Source organism: Arthrobacter sp. AIWTK1 (assembly GCF_056680535.1).
Window position 1 is genome coordinate 274,965 of the sequence record NZ_CM155287.1, and the last position, 23,167, is coordinate 298,131.

General features: G+C 66.7%; 18 protein-coding genes and 1 pseudogene. 7 read left to right on the forward strand and 12 right to left on the reverse strand.

The features are described from left to right. Positions 1 to 120: 120 nt before the first annotated feature. From AC1MDG_RS01365 to AC1MDG_RS01415, 11 genes and pseudogenes are all read right to left on the reverse strand, one after another. On the reverse strand, positions 121 to 558 hold the full coding sequence (locus AC1MDG_RS01365; protein WP_479807007.1) for a family 43 glycosylhydrolase: 438 nt from the start codon (positions 556 to 558) through the stop codon (positions 121 to 123). After that, positions 501 to 765: pseudogene (locus tag AC1MDG_RS01370) on the reverse strand (family 43 glycosylhydrolase); the annotation flags it as partial. The pseudogene AC1MDG_RS01370 and the gene AC1MDG_RS01365, both read right to left, overlap by 58 nt. Positions 766 to 920: 155 nt before the next feature. Next, positions 921 to 2,561 carry a carboxylesterase/lipase family protein gene (locus tag AC1MDG_RS01375; RefSeq protein WP_479807008.1) on the reverse strand — a complete coding sequence of 547 codons (1,641 nt, stop codon included), beginning with the start codon at positions 2,559 to 2,561 and terminating at the stop codon, positions 921 to 923. Between the two features lie 22 nt (positions 2,562 to 2,583). Further along, positions 2,584 to 3,438, reverse strand: a complete 855-nt coding sequence (locus AC1MDG_RS01380; RefSeq protein WP_479807009.1) for an IclR family transcriptional regulator — start codon at positions 3,436 to 3,438, stop codon at positions 2,584 to 2,586. Positions 3,439 to 3,569: 131 nt separating this feature from the next. Next, positions 3,570 to 4,697, reverse strand: coding sequence for a Gfo/Idh/MocA family protein (locus AC1MDG_RS01385; protein WP_479807011.1), 1,128 nt, complete (start codon positions 4,695 to 4,697; stop codon positions 3,570 to 3,572). Then, positions 4,682 to 5,380, reverse strand: coding sequence for a ThuA domain-containing protein (locus AC1MDG_RS01390; RefSeq protein WP_479807012.1), 699 nt, complete (start codon positions 5,378 to 5,380; stop codon positions 4,682 to 4,684). The genes AC1MDG_RS01385 and AC1MDG_RS01390 overlap by 16 nt, the downstream gene beginning before the upstream one ends. A gap of 52 nt (positions 5,381 to 5,432) precedes the next feature. Next, positions 5,433 to 6,437, reverse strand: coding sequence for a sugar phosphate isomerase/epimerase family protein (locus tag AC1MDG_RS01395; RefSeq protein ID WP_479807014.1), 1,005 nt, complete (start codon positions 6,435 to 6,437; stop codon positions 5,433 to 5,435). Between the two features lie 38 nt (positions 6,438 to 6,475). Further along, positions 6,476 to 7,669, reverse strand: coding sequence for a Gfo/Idh/MocA family protein (locus AC1MDG_RS01400; RefSeq protein WP_479807015.1), 1,194 nt, complete (start codon positions 7,667 to 7,669; stop codon positions 6,476 to 6,478). Between the two features lie 29 nt (positions 7,670 to 7,698). Then, a complete protein-coding gene (locus AC1MDG_RS01405) occupies positions 7,699 to 8,604 on the reverse strand; it encodes a carbohydrate ABC transporter permease (protein ID WP_479807016.1) in 906 nt (301 codons plus the stop codon). After that, positions 8,605 to 9,540, reverse strand: a complete 936-nt coding sequence (locus AC1MDG_RS01410) for a carbohydrate ABC transporter permease (RefSeq protein WP_479807017.1) — start codon at positions 9,538 to 9,540, stop codon at positions 8,605 to 8,607. Beyond that, positions 9,537 to 10,862 carry an extracellular solute-binding protein gene (locus AC1MDG_RS01415; RefSeq protein WP_479807019.1) on the reverse strand — a complete coding sequence of 442 codons (1,326 nt, stop codon included), beginning with the start codon at positions 10,860 to 10,862 and terminating at the stop codon, positions 9,537 to 9,539. Before AC1MDG_RS01415 ends, AC1MDG_RS01410 begins: the two co-directional genes overlap by 4 nt. A 230-nt stretch (positions 10,863 to 11,092) precedes the next feature. On the opposite strand from AC1MDG_RS01415, the gene AC1MDG_RS01420 reads away from it, so the two are divergent. Next, positions 11,093 to 12,133: a LacI family DNA-binding transcriptional regulator gene (locus AC1MDG_RS01420; protein WP_479807021.1), complete on the forward strand. Its 1,041-nt coding sequence runs from the start codon at positions 11,093 to 11,095 to the stop codon at positions 12,131 to 12,133. Between the two features lie 95 nt (positions 12,134 to 12,228). Here the strand turns inward: AC1MDG_RS01420 and AC1MDG_RS01425 are convergent, their stop codons facing one another. Beyond that, positions 12,229 to 13,530 carry a glycoside hydrolase family 1 protein gene (locus AC1MDG_RS01425; RefSeq protein ID WP_479807023.1) on the reverse strand — a complete coding sequence of 434 codons (1,302 nt, stop codon included), beginning with the start codon at positions 13,528 to 13,530 and terminating at the stop codon, positions 12,229 to 12,231. A gap of 291 nt (positions 13,531 to 13,821) precedes the next feature. On the opposite strand from AC1MDG_RS01425, the gene AC1MDG_RS01430 reads away from it, so the two are divergent. The 6 genes from AC1MDG_RS01430 to AC1MDG_RS01455 are packed head-to-tail and all read left to right on the forward strand — an operon-like array spanning position 13,822 to position 23,124. Continuing rightward, complete coding sequence (locus AC1MDG_RS01430; RefSeq protein ID WP_479807025.1) at positions 13,822 to 15,375, forward strand: ABC transporter substrate-binding protein; 1,554 nt, start codon at positions 13,822 to 13,824, stop codon at positions 15,373 to 15,375. A 58-nt stretch (positions 15,376 to 15,433) separates the two neighbouring features. Then, positions 15,434 to 16,387: an ABC transporter permease gene (locus AC1MDG_RS01435; RefSeq protein WP_479807027.1), complete on the forward strand. Its 954-nt coding sequence runs from the start codon at positions 15,434 to 15,436 to the stop codon at positions 16,385 to 16,387. Further along, positions 16,384 to 18,411, forward strand: coding sequence for a dipeptide/oligopeptide/nickel ABC transporter permease/ATP-binding protein (locus tag AC1MDG_RS01440; protein WP_479807029.1), 2,028 nt, complete (start codon positions 16,384 to 16,386; stop codon positions 18,409 to 18,411). The genes AC1MDG_RS01435 and AC1MDG_RS01440 overlap by 4 nt, the downstream gene beginning before the upstream one ends. Then, a complete protein-coding gene (locus AC1MDG_RS01445) occupies positions 18,408 to 19,415 on the forward strand; it encodes an oligopeptide/dipeptide ABC transporter ATP-binding protein (RefSeq protein WP_479807030.1) in 1,008 nt (335 codons plus the stop codon). The genes AC1MDG_RS01440 and AC1MDG_RS01445 overlap by 4 nt, the downstream gene beginning before the upstream one ends. Positions 19,416 to 19,426: 11 nt before the next feature. Then, positions 19,427 to 22,165, forward strand: a complete 2,739-nt coding sequence (locus AC1MDG_RS01450; RefSeq protein WP_479807032.1) for an alpha-L-rhamnosidase — start codon at positions 19,427 to 19,429, stop codon at positions 22,163 to 22,165. Then, entirely contained in the window at positions 22,162 to 23,124 is a 963-nt protein-coding gene (locus AC1MDG_RS01455) for an alpha/beta hydrolase fold domain-containing protein (protein ID WP_479807034.1), read from the forward strand. Before AC1MDG_RS01450 ends, AC1MDG_RS01455 begins: the two co-directional genes overlap by 4 nt. Positions 23,125 to 23,167: the final 43 nt, after the last annotated feature.

Here is a 23,167-nt window from a genome sequence, read left to right on the forward strand (position 1 = left end):
GATTCCGCGGGACCGTTTCCAGCACCTGGTGCAGGGGTCCGATCCGCGCCACGGCCCGGACTTCGTGTTCGGAGGCTTCAACCGCGTACCAGTGGGAGTCGTCGATCCGGAGGACGAGCCTCACCACCGCGCCTGGCGAAAGGCGGAACGTTGCGCGGGTGGTCGCAAGACCCACCGCAGGTGGAGCCGGTCCGAGGCAAAGTCGTCGGAAAAGGATGTGACGCCAGCGGGCACCCGGTGCCGGTCCTCGTCGAAGCGTGGCCAGTCCTGGTCCCAGGTGATGCCGGCGACGAAGGTTTCCCGCCCCAGGACGTGAAAGCCGGGAACCACGCCCCGGGGACGCACGCCCAGATAGACCGCCGCCCAACCGCCGTCGGCCGTTTCGACGAGGTCGGCGTGCCCTACATTCTGTACCGTGGCAGCGGTGCTGCGGTGGCTGAAGGAGGTTCCAGCAGCTGTCCCGCCAGGGGATCCAGCCGCACCTGGACGATCCCCGACTCGTTCTCGCCGGGGCCGAAGCCCACCCAGGTGAGGTAGCAGTTGCCGTCCACGTCCCACGCAATGTCCGGGTCGATGCCCAGCGTCCCGGGTATCTGGACCGGATCACTCCACGGCCCCGCCGCGCTGCTGGCCTGCAGCGAACTGGCTCCGCCGGGTGAGGATGTTCCCGATCTGCTCCCACGTGACAAGGTCCCGGCTGTGAAAGACCGGCGCTCCGGGAAAGTATTCGAAGCTGGACGTTGCCAGGAAGTAGTCCCCGCCCACACGGCAGACGGTGGGTCCGAATAGAAGCCCGGAATGACCGGTGTGGCGGCGGCCGGGGATGTGGCTGGCCGCGCTAGTTCGACTGCACTGTCAAGCAACCAAGGCTCCGTCCGTAGCAACGTGTTCACTTCCCGTCCTCGTTAGGCGGGGAGTCCCTACGCTACGTCCCCGGTTTCCGCAGCCGAACCGGGTTTGTCAATGGTTGGAAGACCAGCGCCGTGGCTTGCCCAGAACTCGCGGAGCCTGCCCCGGGGATCGGACTCCACCCGCGGCTCGGCGTCGAGGACCATCGTCGGCCGGATTCCGCGGTGATCCCGCGCCCCCGTGTGATCCCGGGCCCCGGTGTGATCCCGGTATTCGGGCCAGGGCGGCAGCCCCGGGGCCGCAGGTGTACCGGACCCGGCAAAGGCCGCCCAGGCCGCACTCATGGACCCGCCCAGCTCTTCGGGCGCCTTCCCCCGGGTCAGGTACGCAGCCTCCGCCGAGTCCAATTGCCGGAACACGAAGGGAATCTCCAGTGCATGGCACGAGCCCAGCTTGCCGCCCATGGCCGGGCTCCTCCACGTGAAGAGGTAGCTGAAGTTCCTCCCCGTCGACTCGCTGCGGGCGTCGAGGAGCCTGGTGGTGGGCTGGCGGTATTGCACGTCGGACAGGTAGGCCTCCAGGAGCTGTTTCCCGGTGGGCGCTGTGCCCAGGGTTTCAAAGAGTGCTTCCCCATAGCGGGCCCGATCCCCGCCCGGATCGCCGCTGCGTTCAGCCATCATCTGTTCCACCCGGTCAGCGAGCTCGGGCGGATCCGACGGTGACGCGGGCCGGAGTTCCACGGCGAAGGAACCCTCGTTGAGGTTCGTGCCGGCCAAAAGGTCCACCCCCGAGTTGAGTCCCCGGCGGATTGCGTCCAGCGGGGGCTCAGGAATCGCCGGCGTGCCGGTGGCGGGCTGGAACGGCAGGGGAACACCAAAGGTTTCAGCGGCCGCCGCCTTGCCCAACGCCTCCTGCGCTGCCAGCAACCGGTCCACCGGCAGGGTCAGTAGTTCTGCGGCGCTGGAGGCGTCCAGCCCGCAGTGCCCCAGAAATTCCTCCGTGATTCGGTGGGACGCCTCCGGAGTCCGGACCCGCTCGGCGGTGCCGCTTTGCATGATGGCGCGCCGGAACAGTCCTTCCGACGCCGGCATGCCCAGCAGCGTGCCCACGGCCGCCGCACCTGCGGACTCGCCGAAAAGGGTCACGTTGGCGGCATCGCCCCCGAACGCCGCGATGTTGCTGCGGACCCAGCGCAGCGCCTCCAGGATGTCCAGGAGCCCCGAATTGGAGGAGTCCGCATACTCCGGACCCAGGAGTTCCGGAAGATGCAGGAAGCCCAGTGCTCCCAGCCGGTAATTGACGGCGACCACCACCACGCCCAGCGCGGCAGCCAGCCTGCCGCCGTCGTGCAGTCCGCCGTTGTTGGAACCGGTGACGTACCCGCCGCCGTGGACCCACACCATCACCGGCCGGGCTGCGCCGTCCGCGCCGGGGGTCCACACATTGAGGTTGAGGCAGCTGTCCTCGTCCCACAGTTCCGCGAAACCGTCCGACGGCGGCAGGAACGGGTCCGGGTTCTGCGGCGCCATGGCGCCCGGCGCCGTACAGTCACGGATGCCATCCCAAGGGCGCACCGGCACGGGCGGCAGGAAGCGTTGCTGCCCGGAAGGGGATTCCGAGTAGGGGATTCCCAGGAAGCGGTGCAGCGTCCGGCCGTCCACAGTATCGGCCCTGCCGAGAATCCGGCCGTCGGGAGTGATGGCGAGGCTCACGGCAGCGTCACCCCTGGCGCGGTCACGGCTGCGCCTGGTGCCGCACGCCGCCGCTGGCCTCGGCCTTGAACCCGAGGTTTCGGGACACTGCCCTTGCCGTGGCCTGGACCGCCGGCGCCAGCACATTCGGGGGAGTGGCGCCGTCCGGAACCACAATCGAAAGCGCGGCCGCGACGGCTCCCTGGGCGTCGAAAATCGGCGAGGCCACGGACACCGTCCGGGAAGGTGCTGACCTTCTGATCATGGCCACGCCCGTGCGGCGCACATCGGAGAGGGTGCGCCTGAGCTGCCCCTCCGGCATGGCGTCCACCCCGGCTTCCACGTCGGCCGGCTGCCGGATGACGGCGTCCTGGAACGCCGTGTCCGCGCCGGCCAGCAGGACCAGTCCGACGGCGGTAGACCGGAGCGGCGCGCGTCCGCCCACCCGGTAGGCCACCTCCGTAGCCTCCTTGGAGGACAGCCGCTCGATGAGAACAGCCTCGTTCCCGTCGCGCACGGCCAGCAGCACGTGGTGGCGCGTCACTTCGAAGAGATCCTCGAGGTACGGCAGGGCGATTTCGCGAACGCCGTGTCCGCGGGGTGACAGGGACGCAACTTCCCAGAGCCGCACGCCCACCACGTACCGCCCGTCGTCGAGCCTTTCCAGCGCACCCCAGGCCACCAGCCGGGCGATCAGCCTCAGCGCCGTTGGCGCCGGCATGTCCGCGTACCGGGCCATCTCGGACAGCGTGAGGGCCCGGCGCCGGTCCGTAAACACGGCCAGAAGGCTCAACGCGCGGTCGATCACGGGTTCGCCCTGCTTGGGCCTCTTGCCGCGGACGGGAGCAGTGATGACCGGTCCGGTGCCGTTCGGATCCCCGTTCGGGACTGCTGTCATGTCACACCGTTCCTTCGTCGTCGACAGTGACCCCCACCACCTTAGTGTTTCGACCAATGAAACCAGTAGTCAGCACAATGCCGGGCAGGTAGCGTCCTCCGCGAACCTGCCCGGCATTGATCAGCAAACTGCTAGGAAGCGGACTCCTGCGCCTGGAGCCTGTCCATCCCGTCCGCCAGGATGGTCAACTCGACGCTGTCCGGCCGCTCCACAGTGCTGTTGATGCGTACTGCCGAGCCAGTGTGGGCGGATTCGAGTACTGATTCCATGACTTCAAGGACGTGGTAGGCCAGGGTCCCGCCCGCCCGGGGTTCGGCTCCGTCCGGGGTGCAAGCCAGGTCCGCAATGCCAAAACCGCGGCCGGAGTCCACGTACCCGGCGGACACCGGAAGGGTCTCCCAGGCATCCGCGCCCAGGGAAAACAGCTGGACCTCGCCATCAAAGTGGTTGGGGTCCGGCACCACCAGCGACCCGCGTTCCCCATGGATCTCGATGTTCGGCGACTTGGACTTCACGGCGTCGAAGCTCATAAAGAGGGTGGACAGCGCGCCGGAGGCATGGACCAGGACGCCGGTGACGTGGGAGTCGATGTCTACGGGGACCTTTTCGCCTTGGCGCGGCCCGGAGCCGATGGTGCGTTCATTGCGGGTGTGGCTCGCGGCGCCCACCACGGAGACGACGGGACCCAGCAGGGTTACCAAGGCGGTCACGTAGTAGGGGCCCATGTCCAGGAGGGGACCGCCGCCGGGCTGGTAGTAGAAGTCCGGATTCGGGTGCCAGCGCTCGTGGCCGGGTGTCACCATGGTGGCAGAAGCGGAGATGGGTGCGCCGATCAGTCCGTCATCGATCGCTTTGCGGGCGGTCTGTATGCCCGTGCCGAGGACGGTGTCGGGAGCGCAGCCGACCGCCACGCCTGCCTCGCGTGCTGCGTCCAGCACCTGGCGTGCCTCCGCAGTGGTGGCGGCAAGCGGCTTCTCGCCGTACACGCCTTTGCCCGCCGCGATGGCCTTCAGGGCCACCTCGGCGTGCGCGGCCGGGATGGTCAGGTTCAGGACAAGTTCGACGTCGTCCGCTGCGAGGAGCTCGTCAACGGATACGGCCCGAACACCCTCATACTGTTCCGCCACCGCCTGGGCGCGCGCCGGATCCAGGTCTGCGACGGCCACTAGCTCGATGTCCTTGAGCGTGCGGAAATTAGTGAGGTACTGCGCGATGATGGCGCCGCAGCCGACGATTCCTACTTTCAACGGCTTGCCCACAGCAGGCCCCTTTCGATGATGGTGCGGACGTTGGCGTCCTGGAGGATTTCGACACGGTGTCCGGGGGTGGCGACGAAGATCCGGCCCGTGCCCCATTGCCGCGTCCAGATGGCCGGGGAGGTGACTTCGCGGTTCCATGGGTCCCACTCGCGGACTTTCTGGGTGGTGGTGGCGAGTACGTCGATGTAGTCGTCCGAGAGCACCCAGTACTGCTCGGTCACCAGGTCGAAGTCCATGATGCCCTTGGTGATGGGGTGCTCCGCCGCTGCGGGGAGCATGTTGACCGTGTAGGGAACGTAGTTGTCCGACTGCTCGCCGGTGCACTCATCCGGATGCTTCCCGGGGTGGCAGGCGAACTGGCCGCCGATCAGGTGAAGGTAGTCGGAGTTGTTCCGGTAGGAGTCGGCGATCCCACCGTGCCAGCCGGCCAGGCCGGTGCCGTTTTCGACGGCGGCGCGCAGCCCGGCGAACTCGTCCTTTTCGATGGTGGTCATGGTCATGCACTGCATGATCAGGTCCACCCCTGCCATGTAATCGGCATCGGCGTACACCTTGGGGGATTCCTCCACGCGGACGTCGTAGCCGTTGTCCGTGAGGAAGGGGATAAAGAGCTCCGTGGCCTCGTACGGCTGGTGGCCATCCCAGCCGCCGCGGACCACCAGGGCGTTCTTGCGTTCTGTCATGTCGGGGTTCCTTTTGTTTGGCTGCCGGCCGGTGGGGGCCGGAAAGTCTGGGTCAGCGGCTGGAGAATGCGGCGTCGAAAGCGGCTGCCGGCGGGGCGATCCGGGCAAGTTCCTTGACCATGGCCAGCGCCTGCGGTGCGCCGACAAGCCGGTCCATGCCCGCGTCCTCCCACTCGATGCTGGTGGGGCCGTCGTAGCCGATGGCGTTCAGGGTCCGGAAGATCCGGTTCCACTGGACGTCGCCGTGCCCGGCGGTGACGAAGTCCCAGCCGCGCCGGGGATCTGCCCAGGCCAGGTGGGAGCCGAGGCGCCCGTTGCGCCCGTCAAGCTGGCGGACCGATTCCTTGACGTGTACGTGGAAGATGTGTTCCGCGAAGTCCTGCAGGAACATGACGGGGTCCAGGTCCTGCCAGATGAAGTGGGACGGGTCGAAGTTCAGTCCGAAGCCCTTGCGGTGCCCGATCGCCTCCAGGGTGCGCTTGGCGGTCCAGTAGTCGTAGGCGATTTCGGACGGGTGGACCTCCAGGGCGAAACGGACCCCCACCTCGGCGAAGACGTCCAGGATGGGGTTCCAGCGGTCCGCGAAGTCCTGGTAGCCGGCGTCGATCATTGCCTCAGAGGCAGGGGGAAACATCGCCACCGCCTTCCAGATGGAGGACCCGGTGAACCCTGTCACGGTTTTCACACCGAGTCGGGCCGCTGCCCGTGCGGTGTCTTTCATCGACTCCGCGGCCCGGCGGCGCACCCCTTCAGCTTCGCCGTTTCCCCAGATTTCCGCGGACAGGATGCCCTGGTGGCGTTCGTCGATGGGGTCGTCGCATACGGCCTGGCCGGTGAGGTGGTTGGCGATTGCGAAGACCTGCAGGTTGTTCTTCTCCAGGATGTCCAGCCGGCCTTGGAGGTAGTTGTCGTCCTCCGCTGCGCGCCGAGGGTCCAGGTGGTCGCCCCAGCAGGCAATCTCAAGTCCATCAAAGCCCCATTCGCCGGCGAGTCGGGCCACCTCTTCAAACGGCAGGTCGGCCCACTGCCCGGTAAAAAGCGTTATTGGTCGTGTCATCAGGTTTCCTTGGTTGTGCTGTCTCCGGGCGGGCCGGCTCAGACTTTCTGCCATTGGCTGGAGTTGGCCGCACTGGACTCCACGGCCGCCAGGACCCGCTGGACCTGCAACGCGTCGGCGAAAGAGGGTTCCGGTTGGCGGCCTTCACCGATCGCGGTGACGAGGTCCACTACCTGGTGGGTGAAGCCGTGTTCGTACCCCAGTCCGTGGCCGGTGGGCCACCAGTTCCCGACGTACGGGTGCTCCGGCTCGGTGACAATAATCCGGCGGAATCCGGCGTCGGGGGATTCGGCTGCGTCGTAGAAGGACAGGACGTTCATTTCCTCGAAGTCGAAAGCAAGTGAGCCCCGGGTTCCGTTGAGTTCCAGGCGCATGGCGTTCTTCCGGCCCAGCGCGTAACGGGTGGCCTCGAAGACACCGACCGCACCCGCGGAAGTAGCTCCGCCGTCGAACCTTGCGCTGAAGATCGCAGCGTCGTCCACGGTGACACGTCCCCGAGGTGCGTCGCTGCTGAGGTCGCCGTGTCCGCCCAGGCCCACAAGGTCCCCGGCAAGGGGGCGTTCCGGGACGAATGTTTCCAGCAGCGCCGAGACGCCGGTGATGTTCTGTCCGGTGACCCACTGGGCAGTGTCGATGCTGTGCGCCCCAATGTCTCCCAGGGAGCCGGATCCCGACTTGGCCTTGTCCAGCCGCCAGGTCATGGGGGCGTTTTCGTCGGAGAGCCAGTCCTGCAGATACTGGGCACGGATGTGCCGGAGGTCGCCGAGCCTGCCTTGTTCGACGAACCGTTTCGCCAATGCCAGGGCGGGAGTCCGGCGGTAGCTGAAGCCGCACATCGAGAGGATGCCCTGCTTGGCAGCCGTCTCCGCCGCGAGGGTCATCCTTTCCGCTTCCTCGACGGAATTTGCCAGCGGCTTCTCGCACAGCACATGCTTGCCGGCCTCAAGGGCGGCGATCGCAATCTCGGCATGGGTGTCGCCGGGTGTGCAGATGTCGATCAGGTCGATGTCGTCGCGCTCGATCAGGCGCCGCCAGTCCGTCTCAACCGATTCCCAGCCAAGCTTGTCTGCTGCGGCCCGCACGCCGTCGGCGTTCCGACCGGCAACGGCGGTGAGCCGCGGCTGCAGCGGGAGGTCGAAAAACCGGGGCGCGGTACGCCAGGCGTGGGAGTGGGCTGCGCCCATGAAGGCGTAACCCACCATGCCGACCCGGAGGGGCTGTGCGGGGGTCATGTGTCCGTCCTTTCGTGAAGATCTGGTTGTTACTTGCTGAAGCCGGCGGTGAGGCCTGCGAGCAGCTGGCGCCGGCCGATCACGTAGAGCACGAGGATGGGCAGGGTGCTGAGCACCACCGAGGCAAGCACTGCCGGAATGTTGACGCTGTACTCGCCTTGGAATGTCCACAACGCCAGGGGGAGGACGCGCAGGCCCGGGCTCTGGGTGAGGACCAGCGGAAGCAGGAACCCGTTCCAGACGTGCAGCCCGTTGTAGATGGCCACCGTCACGAGCGCAGGGCGGGTCAGCGGCAGCGCAAGCCGCCACATGGTCTGCCATTCACTGCAGCCGTCGAGCCGCATCGACTCGAACAGCTCATTGGGAACGTCGCGGATGAAGTTGGACAGGATCAGCACGGTCAACGGGATGGCAAAAGCAATGGAGGGAAGCATGAGCGCCAGCAGGCTGTCGTACAGGTTGAGCCGGATGATCATCAGGTAGATCGGGATGATCGTGGCCTGCAGCGGGATCGCCAGACCCATCAGGAACATGCCGTTGACCAGTTTGAGGAACCTGCCCCTGCCCCGGACAATCGCGAACGCGGCCATGAAGGAGATCAGCACGGTGGGAATGACGGCACCCAGCGTGACGATCGTGCTGTTCATGAAGTACTTCGCGAAGTCGGCCTCGAGGACCATCTGATAGTTTTCCAGCGTCGGGGAGGTGGGAATCGCCAGCGGATTCTGGCCGAAATACCCTTCCTGGGTCTTCAGGCTGGTGATAACCACGTAGTAGACCGGAACAATGATGATGGCGAGCCAGATCCAGCCGCCGAGGCCTGCCGGAACGTTGAGCCGCCGCATCCGGGAACCAAATCCCCGCTTGGGGACTGCGACGTTGGGCCGTGAGCCGGTGGGAGTTTCCTCCGGGCTGCGTTTCAGGACGGTGCTCACCTACATACCTTCCAATTGGCTGCCCTGCTTGTCCTTGCCTCCAAGGCGCTGGAGGAACAGGGCGAGTGCAAGGCCGATGAGTACGAGAATGACGGCGATGACGCTTGCCGGGCCCATGAGGTTGGCCCGGAATCCACGCAGGTACATGTCCAGGGCCAGGATCCGCGTGGAGTTTCCGGGGCCGCCGCCGGTGAGGACGAAGATCAGGTCGAAGTACGTCAGCGACCCGACAACCATCAGGGTGGACGACGTGATGATGGTGTACTTCAACTGGGGGAGGGTGATATGGAAGAACTGCTTGATGGTTCCCGCCCCGTCGATTTCCGCTGCTTCGTACAGTGACTTGGGAATTTGCCGCACACCGCCCTGGTAGATGAGTGTGTGGAACGGCACGAACTGCCACGCGATCACAAAGATGACCAGCCCCAGCGCCAGGTGCGGGACGCCAAGCCAGTCCTGCGCCAGGAAGGGCAGTCCCAGCCCGGTGGCCAGGCCGAAGTTCGGGTCCAGCAGGGCCTTGAAAGCGATGGCAACTGCTGCCGAGGAAAGCAGCAGTGGCACGAAGTACAGCACGGCCAGGGCCGCCCGGTAGCGCTGGCTTCCTGCGGTGAAGACACCGAGAAGGAGGCTGATCGGCGTCTGAACCAGCCAGGAGACGATCATGACTAGGAAGGTCAGTCCGAGGGCGTTGTACAGCCCCGGGTCTGCAAGCACGGAGAACCAGTTGCCCAGTCCGGCTGATCCGATGGCCCCGATGCCGTCCCAGCTGGCAAAGCTCAGGATGAGGACACCGACCAGCGGCACAACGGCGAACACTAGGAAGAAGAACAGCGCAGGCGCTGTGAGCCAGGCGAGGGCGGCGTCGCGCCGGCCGCCCTGCCCGGAATCACCTTTGGTGGGGACAGCCCTGGGAGGGCTGGAGACGGCGCTACTCATTTTCCGAGGGTGGCATTCATGTTCTCGGCGAACTGCTGCGGGGTGATCGACTTCAGGAACAGCTGGTCGATGTTATTCAGCAGGGCTTCGGCGGCGGTGGGGCTCAGGGCCTGGTCCCACGACTGCTGGAAGTTGGGGGCGTTCTTGGCCAGGTCGTAGACGAAGTTCAGGAAGCCCTTGTCCTCGGACGTATCGAGCTTGTCCTCGATCCCGTTGACGATCGGTACGGAGCCGGAATTGATGTAGGTGTCGATGACTGTATCGGTCAGGATGCCGTCCTTGAGGAACTTCTTCGCCGTCTCCTTTTCTTTGTCGTTGGCCTTGGAGGAGATGGACATGTACTGGGCGGGGTTTCCTACGCCGTTTTTCGGATCGCCCTTGCCACCGGCGACCGTCGGGAACTGGACGAACCCGAGCTTCCCGTCCTGGACGAAGTTCTGTCCGCCCTTTTTCATGGCACCGTAGGTCCAGGAACCGTGCAGCATCATGGCGGCCTTGCCCGTGAACAGCAGGGCCTGGTCCGCGTTGGAGTCCGCTGCGATGGAGGAGAAGCCCTTGATGAAGCCGTCCGCGGAAACGAGCTCCTGGATCTTGGTTCCGGTTTCGACGACGGCGGGGTGCATCCAGGCGTTGGGCTTACCCTCGAAGATGGCGGTAAATACTTCGGCCCCGCCGATGCGGTCGAGCAGGTATTCCAGCCACATCATGGAGGTCCAACGGGACTGTCCGCCGAGCGAGAAGGGTGCTACTCCCATGTCGTTGAAGGTATTGACGAGGGACATGACGTCGTCCCAGGTCTTGGGCGGCTGGACGCCGGCCTTTCCGAACAGTTCCTTGTTGTAGAACAGGACGATCGGGGCGACGTACTGGTTGGGCAGCGCATAGATCTTGCCATCGACGGTAGCTGCACCGAAGGAGGCGGGGAAGAATTTGTTCTTCAGGTCCGGGTTTTCTGCCAGCCAACTGGTCAGGTCCTCTACCTGGTTAGCCTCGGCGTAGGTCTTCAGGGTGCCGCCACCCCAGCCGTAGATGATGGTCGGGGCCTGACCGGCGCCGATCGCGGTTTTGATTTTGGTTTTGTAGGCGTCGTTCTGGAAGTACGTCACGGCGATCTTGTTGTCCGGGTTAGCCGAACCGAACGCGTCCACTGCCTTCTGCATGGTGGTCTGGTTCGGCTCACCGGAGAGGTACCACATGCTGGCACCGCCGCCACTGGAGGCGCCCGGCCCCGATGTCCCGCAGGCAGTGGTCACCATGGCGGCGAAGGGAGTGAGGGCGGCAAGGGCGAGAAAAGAGCGCCGGGATGTCTGGGGTTGCTTCATTGCTTCTCCATCTGAAATCGCTTCTCTGAGCAGGCCGGACAGTTGTTCCGGAAACCAGTTCGAAATCTTTCGTCCTGGTGATTTAGGTCACGGTCTAAACTAATAAGCTGATAGCGCCCCAGTCAAGAGGCCCGGGCAAGAATATCCGTGTGGAATCGCCCTGACCTTGACCCCGGCCCCTGGCCTGCGCAGAATGAAGGGTCTGAAACTATCGAAAGGTTTCGAAGCTTATGGCAACCAAAATCCGGCCCGAGAAGCCAACCCTTGCCGCCGTGGCGCGGCAGACGGGGGTCTCAACCCCCACGGTCTCCAAGGTGGTGAATGGCCGTGAGGACGTGGCGCCGGAAACGCGCGCCCGCGTTCTTGCCGCTCTGGAGCAGGCGGGGTACCAGTCGCCCCTGCAGCGCCGCTCCGCTACTAAGGCCGGCACGGTGGTTGAGGTGGTTGTCGACGTGCTCACCGCGGCCTACACGGTGGAGGTCCTGAACGGGATACTGCAGTTCGCCGCTGGAGCCGATGTTGAAATCCTGGTGAGCGCCACCGGTCCGGCAACCTCAAGGGAGAGCAACCCGGAGCGCCGCGCCCAGCGAATCATAGACGAGGGCCGGGCGGGAATGATTGTGGTGACATCAGCCTTCAGTGAGGCTCAACTGCACGCGTTCCGGCGCCGCCAGGTTCCCGTCGTCGTGATCGACCCGCTCAATCCGCCCCCGGCGGACGTGGTCAGCGTAGGAGCGACGAACTGGGCAGGCGGCAAGGCGGCAACGGAGCACCTGTTGGAGTTGGGGCACCGGAGGATCGCCTACATTGGCGGCATAGAGCGGGCCGAGTGCAACCAGGCGAGGCTGCACGGCTACATGGCCGCGCTGACGGCTCACGGCGTACCGCTCGATCCCCGGTACGTCATTTCCGGCGGCAGGTTCCGGCGTGACAGCGGAACGGCCGGGCTGAAGGCACTGCTCAAACTTGATGAACGGCCCACAGCCATCTTTGCCGCAAGCGACAGCATCGCACTGGGCGTTTTGAGTGAAGCAGCCCGTCAGGGTATCAGGATTCCGGAAGACATGAGCCTCATTGGCTTCGATGGGACAACCCAGGGTGAGGAGTCTGTCCCGGCCCTAACCTCCGTGGCCCAGCCGCTGGAGGAAATGGGGCGGACTGCATTGCGGGCATTGCTCCGCCAGGCCCGCGGGGAGGTTCTCGACTCCCGCCGCGTCGAATTGGCCACGCAGGTGATTGTCCGTGACTCCACGGCTCCGCCGGCGGCCTGAGTTCATCTTCTCGAAAGGGAAGAACCGCGGAGCGGACCCCTGGCCGTCAACCAAAATGGCGTCGGACCAGGGGCCGGGCGGGTGCGCCGATCCGGTCAGGCAGGCTGCACTGTCCTGCTGGTCGCCACCTCACGCTGCGCCGCGTGCGCGTGCGCGTGCGCGTGCGCCTGTGCCTGCCTGCCGAGCCAGTGCGCGCTTTCCTTGGGGGTCCGTTCCTGCGTGGTCCGGTCCACCGCGATGAGGCCGAACTTCGGACCGTAGCCGAAGATCCACTCGAAGTTGTCGAAGGCCGTCCAGGCGATGTAGCCGCGGACGTCGATGCCGTCAGCCAGGCAGGACGCCACGCCGGCTACCGCTGTGCGGAGGTAGGCCGCGCGCTGGGCGTCGTCGTCAGTGGACAGTCCGTTCTCCGTGACCATGACAGGAATCCCGGCGATGCGGGCTGCCTCGCGGATGGTCGCTTCGAGGGCCTCAGGGTAGATTTCCTCGCCCATCTGGTTGGTCTCGGCCCCCTCGGGAGCGGGTACAACGCCGTCCGGCCCGAACACCGTCCGGCCGTACGTCTGGATCCCCACGAAGTCGTCGCCGCGGGAAGCCGCCAGGAAGCGTTCGTTGACCTCACGGCGGATCCGGTCCGCCCGGTCCCGTCCGCCATCGGCTGCCTGGATGTCAGTGTTGGCCAGGGTCCAGCCGACCTGGAGTTCCGGGCGGATTGCCTTGATGGCGGCCGTGCCCTCGCGGTGTGCTGCGAGCTTGATATCGAAGCCTGCCTCGGAAACCGTGAACTGGAAGGGCGCCACGCGGCTCGGATCGATCCCGAGCCGGTCTGCCGCGGCCGCCCACATCGGCACTTCTCCACGGTGCTCGGCGGCCTCCCCGCCCAGGCCGAGTTCCTTCAGCAGCCACGGGAGGTTGGCTTCGTTGAGGGTGCAGGCCACACCGATGAGGTCGCCGAGGTGCCTCATGGCGCGGTCGCAGTAGCGGGCGAACAGTCCGGGCGTCCGCGAATCCTCCCAGCCGCCGGCCGCCAGGAGCCACCGGGGCGACGTGAAGTGATGGAACGTGACCACCGGGGTAAGCCCGTGCTCGTGGCAGGCCTCCAGCATGCGGCGGTAGTGGTCGAGCTCCGCCACCGAGAAACAGCCTTCTTCGGGCTCGATGCGTGCCCACTCCAGCGAGAAGCGGTAGCTGGTGAACCCCAGGCCGGCGATCAGGGCGATGTCCTCGCGGTACCGGTGGTAATGATCCACGGCGTCCCCGGACGGTTCGGCGAAGATCGTGCCGGGGAGCCTTTCCAGGAACCAGCAGTCACTGTTGACGTTGTTTCCTTCGACCTGGTGGGCTGCCGTGGCAACGCCCCAGAGGAAATCCTGCGGGAAGGCAAAAGAGTCGGTCATCTGGTTCCTTTCGATGCAAGCGCCAAGCGACTGTGCCTGGGCTGACTGTCCATCCTCGGCGGTCGACCCGGTCGGCGGGACCGGCACTTTCATTAGTTGGAAGACTCCTCGCCGAAGCACCTGGTCCGCCAAGCGCCTCCTCGTGACGGCCAACACATAAGTATTTCAACCAATGAAATCCTCGTGTCTCCCCCGAATAGCCGCCATCGATGCTTGAGGGGAGCCGGCCACACGCCTGGCCCCCATAACTGCTTCCCTCCGTTGTCACATCAGAATGCAAAGGCGCACTACATGAAACTTCTGAACTCCACCGCACGCGGCAGCTCCGCCGTACTGGCCGGAGCGCTCCTCCTGGGCTCGTTGACGGCCTGCGGCGGCTCCAGCCAGGCGACCGCCAAAGCGGACACCAGCAACCTGACGCTCGCCATCGATAGCGACTCTGCTTCGTTCGGGTTTGATCCGCTCCGGGTTTCGGCGGCCCAGCGGCAGTTCTTCGAGGGCCTCTACGACAGCCTGATGACCCTCCAGCCGGACGGATCCGCAGGCCCGGGCCTGGCCACGGAGTTCAGCTACAACGCGGACAGCACGGTCCTGACGCTGACCCTCAAGGACGGCGTGACGTTCACCGACGGGTCAAAGCTCGACGCCGAGCTGGTCAAGGCAAACCTGGACCGCCGGTCCGATCCTGCACTGAGCGCCTACTCGGCGGTCGCCAAGGGCGGCGCCCAGGAAATCACCTCCGTGGACGTGGTCAGCCCCACCCAGGTGTCACTGACCTTTGCCAAGCCGCAACCGGGATTCGAGAAGAACCTGGCCTCCACCACCGGCATGATCGTCGGCAAGACCGGCGTCAAGGACACCGCCAGCCTGGCTGCGACCCCGGACGGCTCCGGCCCGTACACCCTGGATCCCTCCACGGTGAAGGGCAACAAGTACGTGCTGGTCAAGAATGACAAGAGCCCGGACGCGTCAAAATACGCCTTCAGCAAGGTCACCTTCAGCGTCATCCAGGATCCCCAGGCGCGGGCCAACGCCCTCGTCTCCGGACAGGCCGACGTCGCCATGCTGACGTCGTCCACCGTGGACTTCGCCAAATCCAAGGGTGTTGGCGTGTCCCAGATCGGCGGCACGGTCAACACCATGATTTCCTTTGACAAGACCGGCAAGACCGCTCCGGCCTTCGGCAGCGAGAAGGTGCGCCAGGCCATCCAGCACGCCATCAACCGCAAGGCCCTGGTGGATGCCCTGCACAAGGGTGACATCCCCGCCTGGAACGCCCTGCCCAAGGATTCCGCGGGCTTCACCGAGGAGCTGGAGAGCCGGTTCACCTATGACCCGGCGAAGGCCAAGAGCCTGCTGGCGGAAGCCGGCTACGCCAACGGCTTCGAATTCACCATCATCGCCAGCGCCCAGACCCAGACGGACCTGCAGGCCGTCCAGAAGGACCTTGCCGCCGTCGGAATCACCATGAACGTCAAGATGGCCGCTTCCACGGATGAAGCGTTTGCCGCGGTGGCGACCACGCCGCTCGGCTATGCGCCGCTGAACTGGGACAACCCGGTGGGCGTGATGTACGGAGCAATCCTTAACGGATTCACGAATGTGCAGAAGGCCACCGACGACCAGCTGAGCGCTGCCACCGGCGAGGCTGCCGCAGCCAAGGACGATGCCGCCAGCAAGGCTGCGCTGACCAAACTGAACACCCGGCTGGTGGAATCCGGCTGGATGATCCCGCTCTACGAAGCCCTCACCAACCAGGGCTACAACACCAAGAAGATCAAGCAGGTGGAGTTCGCCGGTACCAACGCGTACCCGCTGCTTTCGTCCTACGCACCAGCCAGCTAATACCCGGACTTTGCCGGGCTGCTTTCCGCACGGAGGGCAGCCCGGCAGATCCTGACCGATGGAGGTCACCATGGCACTATTCATTTCCAAGCGCCTGCTGATGGCGCTCGCCACCGTGCTGGTGGTGGCGGTGCTGGCATTCCTGCTGGTACATGCAATGCCCGGCAGCCCCGGAGCAGTTTCGCTCGGAGCCGGCGCGTCCCAGGAAGCTATTGACGAGGTCAACCAGCGCCTCGGCTGGAATGATCCACTGCTGGTCCAGTTCTTCCGCTGGCTGGGCGACGCGGTCCAGGGCGATTTCGGGATCTCCCTCATCGACGGCCGCTCCGTGTCCGCCGACCTTGCCAACCGGCTCCCCGTGACCGCGTCGCTGGCTGCCGGCGCGACGGTGCTGAGCGCTGCGCTGGGGATCGTCCTCGGCGTGACCGCCGCCGTGCGCGGCGGCCTCGCGGACCGGATCGTCGGGGGGATCTGCGGCCTGGCCGTGGCACTGCCCGCCTTCTGGATCGGCATCATCTTTGTGTACCTCTTCGCCGTCCAGTCCTCGGTCTTTCCCGCCACCGGCTACGTTCCCTTCGAGGTCTCGCCGCAGGACTGGGCCATGTCCCTCGCACTGCCGGTGATCACCCTGGCCGTGGGCGGTGCGGCGTTCATTGCCCGGCAGACCAGGGCTTCCATGCTTGAGGCGCTGCAGCAGGAACATATCCGTACGCTCCGTGCCACAGCCACGCCCGCTTGGAAGATCCTCTACGTCCACGCCCTCCGCTACGCCAGCCTCCCCATCGTGGCCGGCATCGCCCTGCAGTTCATCGGTTTGTTCGGCGGCTCGGTCATCGCGGAGCAGCTGTTCGCCATGCCCGGCCTGGGCCAGGCAGTCCAGAACTCCGTCAGCACCCACGATGCCCCGTCCGTGCAGGGTGTCGTGGTCATCGCCACCGTTGTGGTGGTGGCTGTGAACCTGGTGCTGGAACTCGCCACCAAGTTCCTCGACCCGAAGTTGCGTGCCTCATGATCCCCTCCGTCGCTCCCGCCCCGCTCCAGCGCAGGAACGCCCTCGCCCGGTTCTCCGCCCACCGCCTCCTAGCCTCTCCGGGCGGCGTGGCGGGCGTCATCTGGCTGGCGGCCCTGGTGGCCGCATCGCTGACAGCCCAGTGGTGGCTGCCGTACAAGACCGAAGACCAGGACTTCACCGCCGTGCTGTCGGGTCCCACCGCGGCCCACTGGCTCGGCACCGATGAACTCGGCCGGGACCTCCTCAGCCGCATTTTCGCTGCGGCCGCAGGCACCCTCGGAACCTCACTGATCACGGTGATTGTCGGCGTCGTGCTTGGAACGGTCCTGGCGATGATGGCGGCCGCCGCCGGCGAACGCGTTGAGGCGGTCATCAGCCGGGCCACCGAAATCATGATGTCCCTGCCCGGCACGGTGATCATCCTGGCCGTCATCGGCGCAGTGGGGACGAACATTCCGCTGATCATGGCGATCCTGGGCGTCCTCATCTCCGCCGGTATCTACCGCGTGATGCTCGGCCAGGCGAAGTCCCTCCAGTCCCAGCTCTACGTGGACGCCGCCAAGGTTGACGGTGTCAGCACGCTGGGTATCAGTCTCCGTCATGTCCTGCCCGGACTGACCAACACGATTGTGGTGCAGTCCGCCCTCATCTTCGCCGTCGGCATGCTCATCCAGGCCGGCCTGGCGTTCATCGGCTTCGGCCCGCCCATCCCGCAGCCCAGCTGGGGCGGCATGATCCAGGGCGCTTCGCAGCACGTCTACGACGCCCCGTGGCTGATGGTCCCCACCGGCGCCGTGCTGGCACTGACGGTCCTCGCCGCCAACGCCATCGGCAACGCCCTGGGCAAGGCGCCCAACGCCACCGCCTCCCACCTGCCGTCAGCGGCGGCCCGCCGCCGGCGCGCCAGTGTAGTGGCTGCAGCCGTGTCCGCCGTCGGAGCCGCCCCGGTGGCTGCTGCGGGGACCGAAACCGCACCCGGAAAGGGCCAGCTGAGCGTCCGCGGACTCTGTGTAGGGGTCGACGGCGGAACTCCGCTGGTCACGGACGTCTCGTTCGACGTCGAGCAGGGGACCGTGCTGGGGCTCGTTGGCGAGTCCGGTTGCGGCAAGACCATGACGGCGCTGTCCCTGCTGGGACTGCTGCCCTCCGGTGTCTCGGTAACGGGCGGCCAGATCCTGTGGAACGGCAAAAACCTCGCCGCCGCTACGGAACGCGACATGGAAGGCATCCGCGGCCGGGACATCGCCCTGATCTCCCAGGAGCCCATGCGGGCCCTGGATCCCATGTTCACCGTGGGCTACCAGCTCACTGCCGCCATCCGGCGGCTCCGGAAAATGGGTAAGGCAGAGGCCCGGAAAGAAGCCCTCGGCCTGCTTGAAAAGGTGGGCATTGTGGATGCCGAACGGATCCTCAAGACCTACCCGCACCAGATCAGCGGCGGCATGGCCCAGCGCGTGGCCATCGCCCTGGCCCTGTCGGGCCGGCCGCGGCTGCTGGTGGCCGATGAACCCACCACCGCGCTGGATGTGACGGTCCAGGCTGAAATCCTGTCCCTGCTCCGCTCCCTGGTGAAGGACACCGGCATGTCTGTGGTGATGGTGACGCACGACCTCGGCGTCGTGGCGGATATCTGCGACAACGTCGCCGTGATGTACGCCGGCCAGGTGGTGGAAAGCGGCCGGACCGCCAACATCCTGGACAACCCCCGCCACCCCTACACGCTGGCCCTCCTCGCCGCGGACCCGCACGCCAACTCCGCGGCTGACATGCCTGAACGGCTGGCCACCATCAGCGGCCAGGTCCCGCAGCCCAAGGACTGGCCTGCCGGCTGCCGCTTTGCGGCCCGCTGCCAGTTCGCCGGATCGGCCTGCGCCACCCCGGTGCCGCTGCTGGCCTCCGGCTCCGAGGAGGGACGGGTTCGCTGCGTCAAGGCCGACGAACTGGCCGTGGAAGGCCTGGAGTGGCTTGCCACCGAAGTGCCCACGCACCGAGTACTGAAAATCGTTGAAAAGGACCTGGCATGAGCATCGAGACGGCGGAACGGCAGGACACGGCGGCAGTTGCGCCGGAGCAGCCCATGCTGGAAGTCAAGGACCTGGTGGTCCGCTATGGCCGCGGGCGCAAGGCTGCGGCCGTGCCGGCAGCAGTGGACGGGGTGAGTTTCAGCATCCTCCCCGGCGAGACCGTGGGCCTGGTAGGAGAGTCCGGTTCAGGAAAGTCCACCATCGGCAAGGCGATCCTCGGCCTCCAGAAGAGTGCCGGCGGCACCATCACCTACCAGGGCGAGGACATCACCCACGCCGGTGCTGCCAAGCGCCGTGCCCTGGGCGGCGAACTGCGGGCCGTCTTCCAGGACCCCAACTCCTCGCTGAATCCGCGGCAGACCGTCGGTGCTTCGCTGGCGGAACCGCTCCGCCTCCGCGGAGTTACTGCCGCGGAGGCGCGGGAGAAGGCCGAAGCCATGCTGGAACGCGTGGGCCTGCCCCGCGAAGCCGTGGACCGCTATCCCAGCCAGTTCTCCGGCGGCCAGCGCCAGCGCATCGCGGTGGCGCGTGCCCTGATTTGCGACCCCCGGCTGGTGGTGTGTGACGAGGCGGTCAGCGCCCTGGACCTTTCCACCCAGGCGCAGGTGCTGAACCTGCTTGCCGACCTCCGGGACGAGCGCGGCCTGAGCTACCTGTTCATCGCCCACGACATTTCGGTGGTCCAGTTCCTCGCCCAGCGGGTGGTGGTCCTGTACCGCGGCCAGGTGATGGAAAGCGGACCCGCGGCCGCAGTGACTGAGGCGCCCAAGCACCCGTTCACGCAGGCCCTCGTGGCGGCCTCACCGGTGCCGAGGCCCGCGGAACAGGCCCAGCGTCGGGCGGCGCGCGAAGCCCTAGGTGTGCGTACTGCCGCCGCCGCGGCGGTATCGCCGGGCGGCTGCCCCTTCAGCCAGCGCTGCCCGCTGGCAACGGAACTGTGCACCTCTGAACGGCCCGCGCTGCGCAAGGTGGGCGCATCCGACGTCGCCTGCCACTACGCCTGATGGAACCCGCGTTGACTGAGCACCGCGCATCCCCGAATCCCGCGCGCCTCCGGACTGAGAGCCTCAGCGGGGCCTTCGGCATCACCAGCACAACCCCGCGGTTCAGCTGGACGCCGCCGCAGGGCACCGTCCGGCAGGCCGCGTTCCAGCTGACCGCCAGCACCGGCTGGGACACCGGGCGCATGGACAGCGGCAAGCACAGCTTGGTGCCCTACGGCGGGCCGGGCCTTGGGTCCCGTGACCGCTTTGAGTGGAAAGTCCGGACCTGGAACGTGGCACCGGACGGCACCGAGGAGCTGTCCGGCTGGTCCGAGCCCATGGCCGTGGAGCTGGGCCTGCTGCACCCCGGCGACTGGAGCGCCCGGTGGATCGGCCCCGACGAGCCGGTGATCCCGGAACCTGGCCAGCGGCCCGGGTACGCCCTGCACCGCGACTTCACGCTGGACGCCGCGCCGGCCTTCGCCCGGGCCTATGCCACGGCGCATGGAATCTATGAGCTGTTCATCAACGGCCAGCGGGTGGGGGACCAGCAGCTCACCCCCGGCTCCACGAGCTACCGCAGCACGCTGCAGGTCCAGACGTTCGATATCGCTCCTTTGCTCCGGCCCGGCTCCAACACCGTGCGTGCCGTCCTTACTGACGGATGGTTCCGCGGTTCCTTCGGGTTCACGCGCGACGCCGACAAGTACGGAACGCAGACGGCGTTCCTTGCGCAGCTGGAAATTGAGTCCGGGGGAGCCCGGACGGTCATCGGCACCGATGAGACGTGGCGTGTTTCGGCGACGGAGATCCTCGCCGCGGACCTGATGGCGGGCCAGCGCGTGGACCTCCGGGCGGCGGCTGTCCAGGATGAAGCAGCCCGGCATGCCGTTCTGCGGGAAGGCAGCTTCAGCACCCTGACCGGTCCGGTGGCGCCGCCCACCCGGATCGTGGAGGAGCTCGTTCCGGTCTCCATCACCAGGCTCGGCAGCGGCCACCAGATCGTGGACCTGGGGCAGAACATCAACGGCTGGGTCCAGCTCAACCGGCTCGGCGCCGCCGGGACCGAAGTGACGCTGGTGTACGGGGAAGCACTCGACGCCGACGGCGAGGTGACCCGGGACCACCTCCGCCCCATCGACTTCAAGAACCCCGGCCAGTACCTCGACGCCGGGCAGGTGGATTCGGTGGTCTCCGCGGGCGTGCCAGGCGAAGTGTTCGAACCCCGCCACACCGCCCACGGTTTCCAGTACGTGTCCGTCCGGGGCCTGGCTGAAACGCTGCAGCCGGAGGACATCGTCGGCTGCCTGGTGCAGACCGATCTGGAGCGCCTGGGCACCTTCAGCTGCAGCGACGACCGGCTCAACAAGCTGCACGAAATCGTGGACTGGAGTTTCCGCGGCAACGCCTGCGAGGTCCCCACGGACTGCCCGCAGCGTGAGAAGGCGGGCTGGACCGGTGACTGGCAGCTGTTTGTGCCCACCGCCGCCTACCTCTACGACGTGGCAGGTTTTTCGCGCAAATGGCTCAATGATGTCCGCGCCGACCAGTGGGACAACGGCGTGATCGTCAACATCTCGCCGTCGCCCGGTCCCGAGGTGACCGGTGCCGAATTCATGGCTTTCACCAACGGGTCCTCAGGCTGGGGCGACGCTATCGTCATGGTGCCCTGGGAGATCCACCTCGCCACCGGTGACACCGGAATCCTGGAAGAGAACTGGGAAGCCATGAACCGGTGGCTCGGCTTCATCCGCCGCACCGCGGAGGGAAACCGGCACCCGGCCAGGGCGGCCGAACGGCCCACACCGGCGCCACACGAGCAGTACCTCTGGGACACCGGCTTCCATTTCGGCGAATGGATGGAACCGGGCGGCCCGGCGCCGGACCTGTTCGCCTCCAAGTCCATGGACAACGGCATCGTGGCCACCGCGTACTACCGGCACTCCTCCGCCATCATGGCCAAGGTGGCTGCCGTCCTGGGCCGGGACGCAGAAGCCCGCGAACTGGGGGCGCTATCCGAAAACGTCCGCCGGGCCTGGCAGCACGAATACCTGCTGGCCGACGGAACAGTGCGCGGCGGCACCCAGGCCAATTGCGTTCGTGCGCTCGCCTTCGACCTGGTGCCGGATACCGCCCGCGCCGCCGTTACGGAGCAGCTCGCCGGCCTGGTCAGGGAGGCGGGCACCCACCTGGGGACCGGCTTCCTGGCCACCCCCTACCTCCTGCCGGCGCTCGCCGACAACGGCCAGCTGGACCTGGCGTACCGGCTGCTGATGCAGGACTCTGCTCCGTCCTGGCTGCTGATGGTGGACCGTGGCGCCACTACCATCTGGGAAGACTGGAGCGGTCTCGGCCCCGACGGCAACGCGCGGGGTTCGCTGAACCATTACAGCAAGGGCGCCGTAGTCTCCTTCCTGCACCGCTACACCGCCGGGCTGTGTCAGGCACCCGGGAGTGCGGGCTGGGAGCGGGTCATCATCGAACCACGTCCGGGCGCCGGGTTGACCTCCGCCAGTACCTCGCACCGGGGCCCGCAGGGGCCTATCCGGGTGGACTGGGCCATCCACGACGGCGTGCTGACGCTCACGGCCGCCGTTCCGTCCGGCACCACCGCGGAAATCCGCTTGCCCGGTGAACCGGCCGCCGTCGTCGGACCCGGAACCCATACCTTTGCCTCCCCCGCAGCCGCCCCCGCAGCCGCCCCCGCAGCCGCCTCCGCCGCAGCGGACGGCGCAGCCACGTACCCCAGCCTTGCAAGGAGCACGCCATGACCCAGGAAACCGCCACCACCACAGCTGCGCCGGAGCGGATGCCTTCACCGCCTCCCTTCCCGGCCTTCCACTCACCGGGAACGCCCCATCCGGCGTCGGAGGTGTCGATGGTGCACCGCGAAGTCAGCTATGCGATCGCCGTCGGCTTCCGGCGCCTTGCCATGGACATCTGGCTGCCGCGCGACGGCGCCGGACCGGTCCCGGTGGTGGTGTGGATCCACGGCGGAGCCTTCCAGCTCGGTGACCGCCGCGAACTGCCGCCCACGTTCGCCAAAGACTCGGTCTTCCGGTTGCTCAACCAGTCAGGCATCGCGTGCGCCACCGTGGACTACCGACATGCCCTGGAAGCACCCTTCCCGGCGCAGCTTCACGACCTGAAGGCCGCCGTCCGGTACCTCCGGGAACACGCTGATGCCCTGGGCATCGACCCGGACCGCATCGGTGCCTGGCGCGAGTCGGCCGGCGGACACCTCGCCGCGCTGCTGGGTGCCACGGGGTCGCGTGAGGACCTTGAGGGCGGGCTGGGCGTGCAGGGGCATTCCAGCGCCGTCAGCGCCGTCGTCGATTTCTACGGTGTGTCCTCGCTGCCGGACATGCCGGTGATGGATATGCCCTCCGGCCTGATGTCCGGCGCACTCATGGCCGCCGTGCCGCCGGGCATGACCATGGAACCAGGTCCCATGCTGGTGGGCGGCACCGCCGACCCCGCACTCCTGGCGGCGGCCAGCCCACTTGGCTACGTGACTGCCGACGCGCCGCCGTTCCTGTTGATCCACGGCGACAGCGACGGCCTGGTCCCGCTGTCCCAGAGCGAACTGCTGGCCGCGGCGCTGACGGACGCCGGTGTCCGCAACGAACTGGTCACCATCCGGGGCGGCGACCACTGCTTCTTCTTTGCTGAAGACCAGCTGGACGGAATCCTCAGCATGGCAGTGGCCTATTTCGTCCGCGAACTCTAAATCGCGGGCTCTAGCGACAGGCCCGGCAGCGGGCGGTAGCATG

Excerpts from the sequence above, each read along its gene's own strand:
- AC1MDG_RS01380 (WP_479807009.1), bottom strand. The coding sequence starts at position 3,438 with ATGACAGCAGTCCCGAACGGGGATCCGAACGGCACCGGACCGGTCATC.
- AC1MDG_RS01440 (WP_479807029.1), top strand. The coding sequence starts at position 16,384 with ATGATCCCCTCCGTCGCTCCCGCCCCGCTCCAGCGCAGGAACGCCCTC.
- AC1MDG_RS01410 (WP_479807017.1), bottom strand. The coding sequence starts at position 9,540 with ATGAGTAGCGCCGTCTCCAGCCCTCCCAGGGCTGTCCCCACCAAAGGT.
- AC1MDG_RS01390 (WP_479807012.1), bottom strand. The coding sequence starts at position 5,380 with ATGACAGAACGCAAGAACGCCCTGGTGGTCCGCGGCGGCTGGGATGGC.
- AC1MDG_RS01425 (WP_479807023.1), bottom strand. The coding sequence starts at position 13,530 with ATGACCGACTCTTTTGCCTTCCCGCAGGATTTCCTCTGGGGCGTTGCC.
- AC1MDG_RS01415 (WP_479807019.1), bottom strand. The coding sequence starts at position 10,862 with ATGAAGCAACCCCAGACATCCCGGCGCTCTTTTCTCGCCCTTGCCGCC.
- AC1MDG_RS01400 (WP_479807015.1), bottom strand. The coding sequence starts at position 7,669 with ATGACCCCCGCACAGCCCCTCCGGGTCGGCATGGTGGGTTACGCCTTC.
- AC1MDG_RS01420 (WP_479807021.1), top strand. The coding sequence starts at position 11,093 with ATGGCAACCAAAATCCGGCCCGAGAAGCCAACCCTTGCCGCCGTGGCG.
- AC1MDG_RS01455 (WP_479807034.1), top strand. The coding sequence starts at position 22,162 with ATGACCCAGGAAACCGCCACCACCACAGCTGCGCCGGAGCGGATGCCT.
- AC1MDG_RS01430 (WP_479807025.1), top strand. The coding sequence starts at position 13,822 with ATGAAACTTCTGAACTCCACCGCACGCGGCAGCTCCGCCGTACTGGCC.
- AC1MDG_RS01445 (WP_479807030.1), top strand. The coding sequence starts at position 18,408 with ATGAGCATCGAGACGGCGGAACGGCAGGACACGGCGGCAGTTGCGCCG.
- AC1MDG_RS01435 (WP_479807027.1), top strand. The coding sequence starts at position 15,434 with ATGGAGGTCACCATGGCACTATTCATTTCCAAGCGCCTGCTGATGGCG.
- AC1MDG_RS01395 (WP_479807014.1), bottom strand. The coding sequence starts at position 6,437 with ATGACACGACCAATAACGCTTTTTACCGGGCAGTGGGCCGACCTGCCG.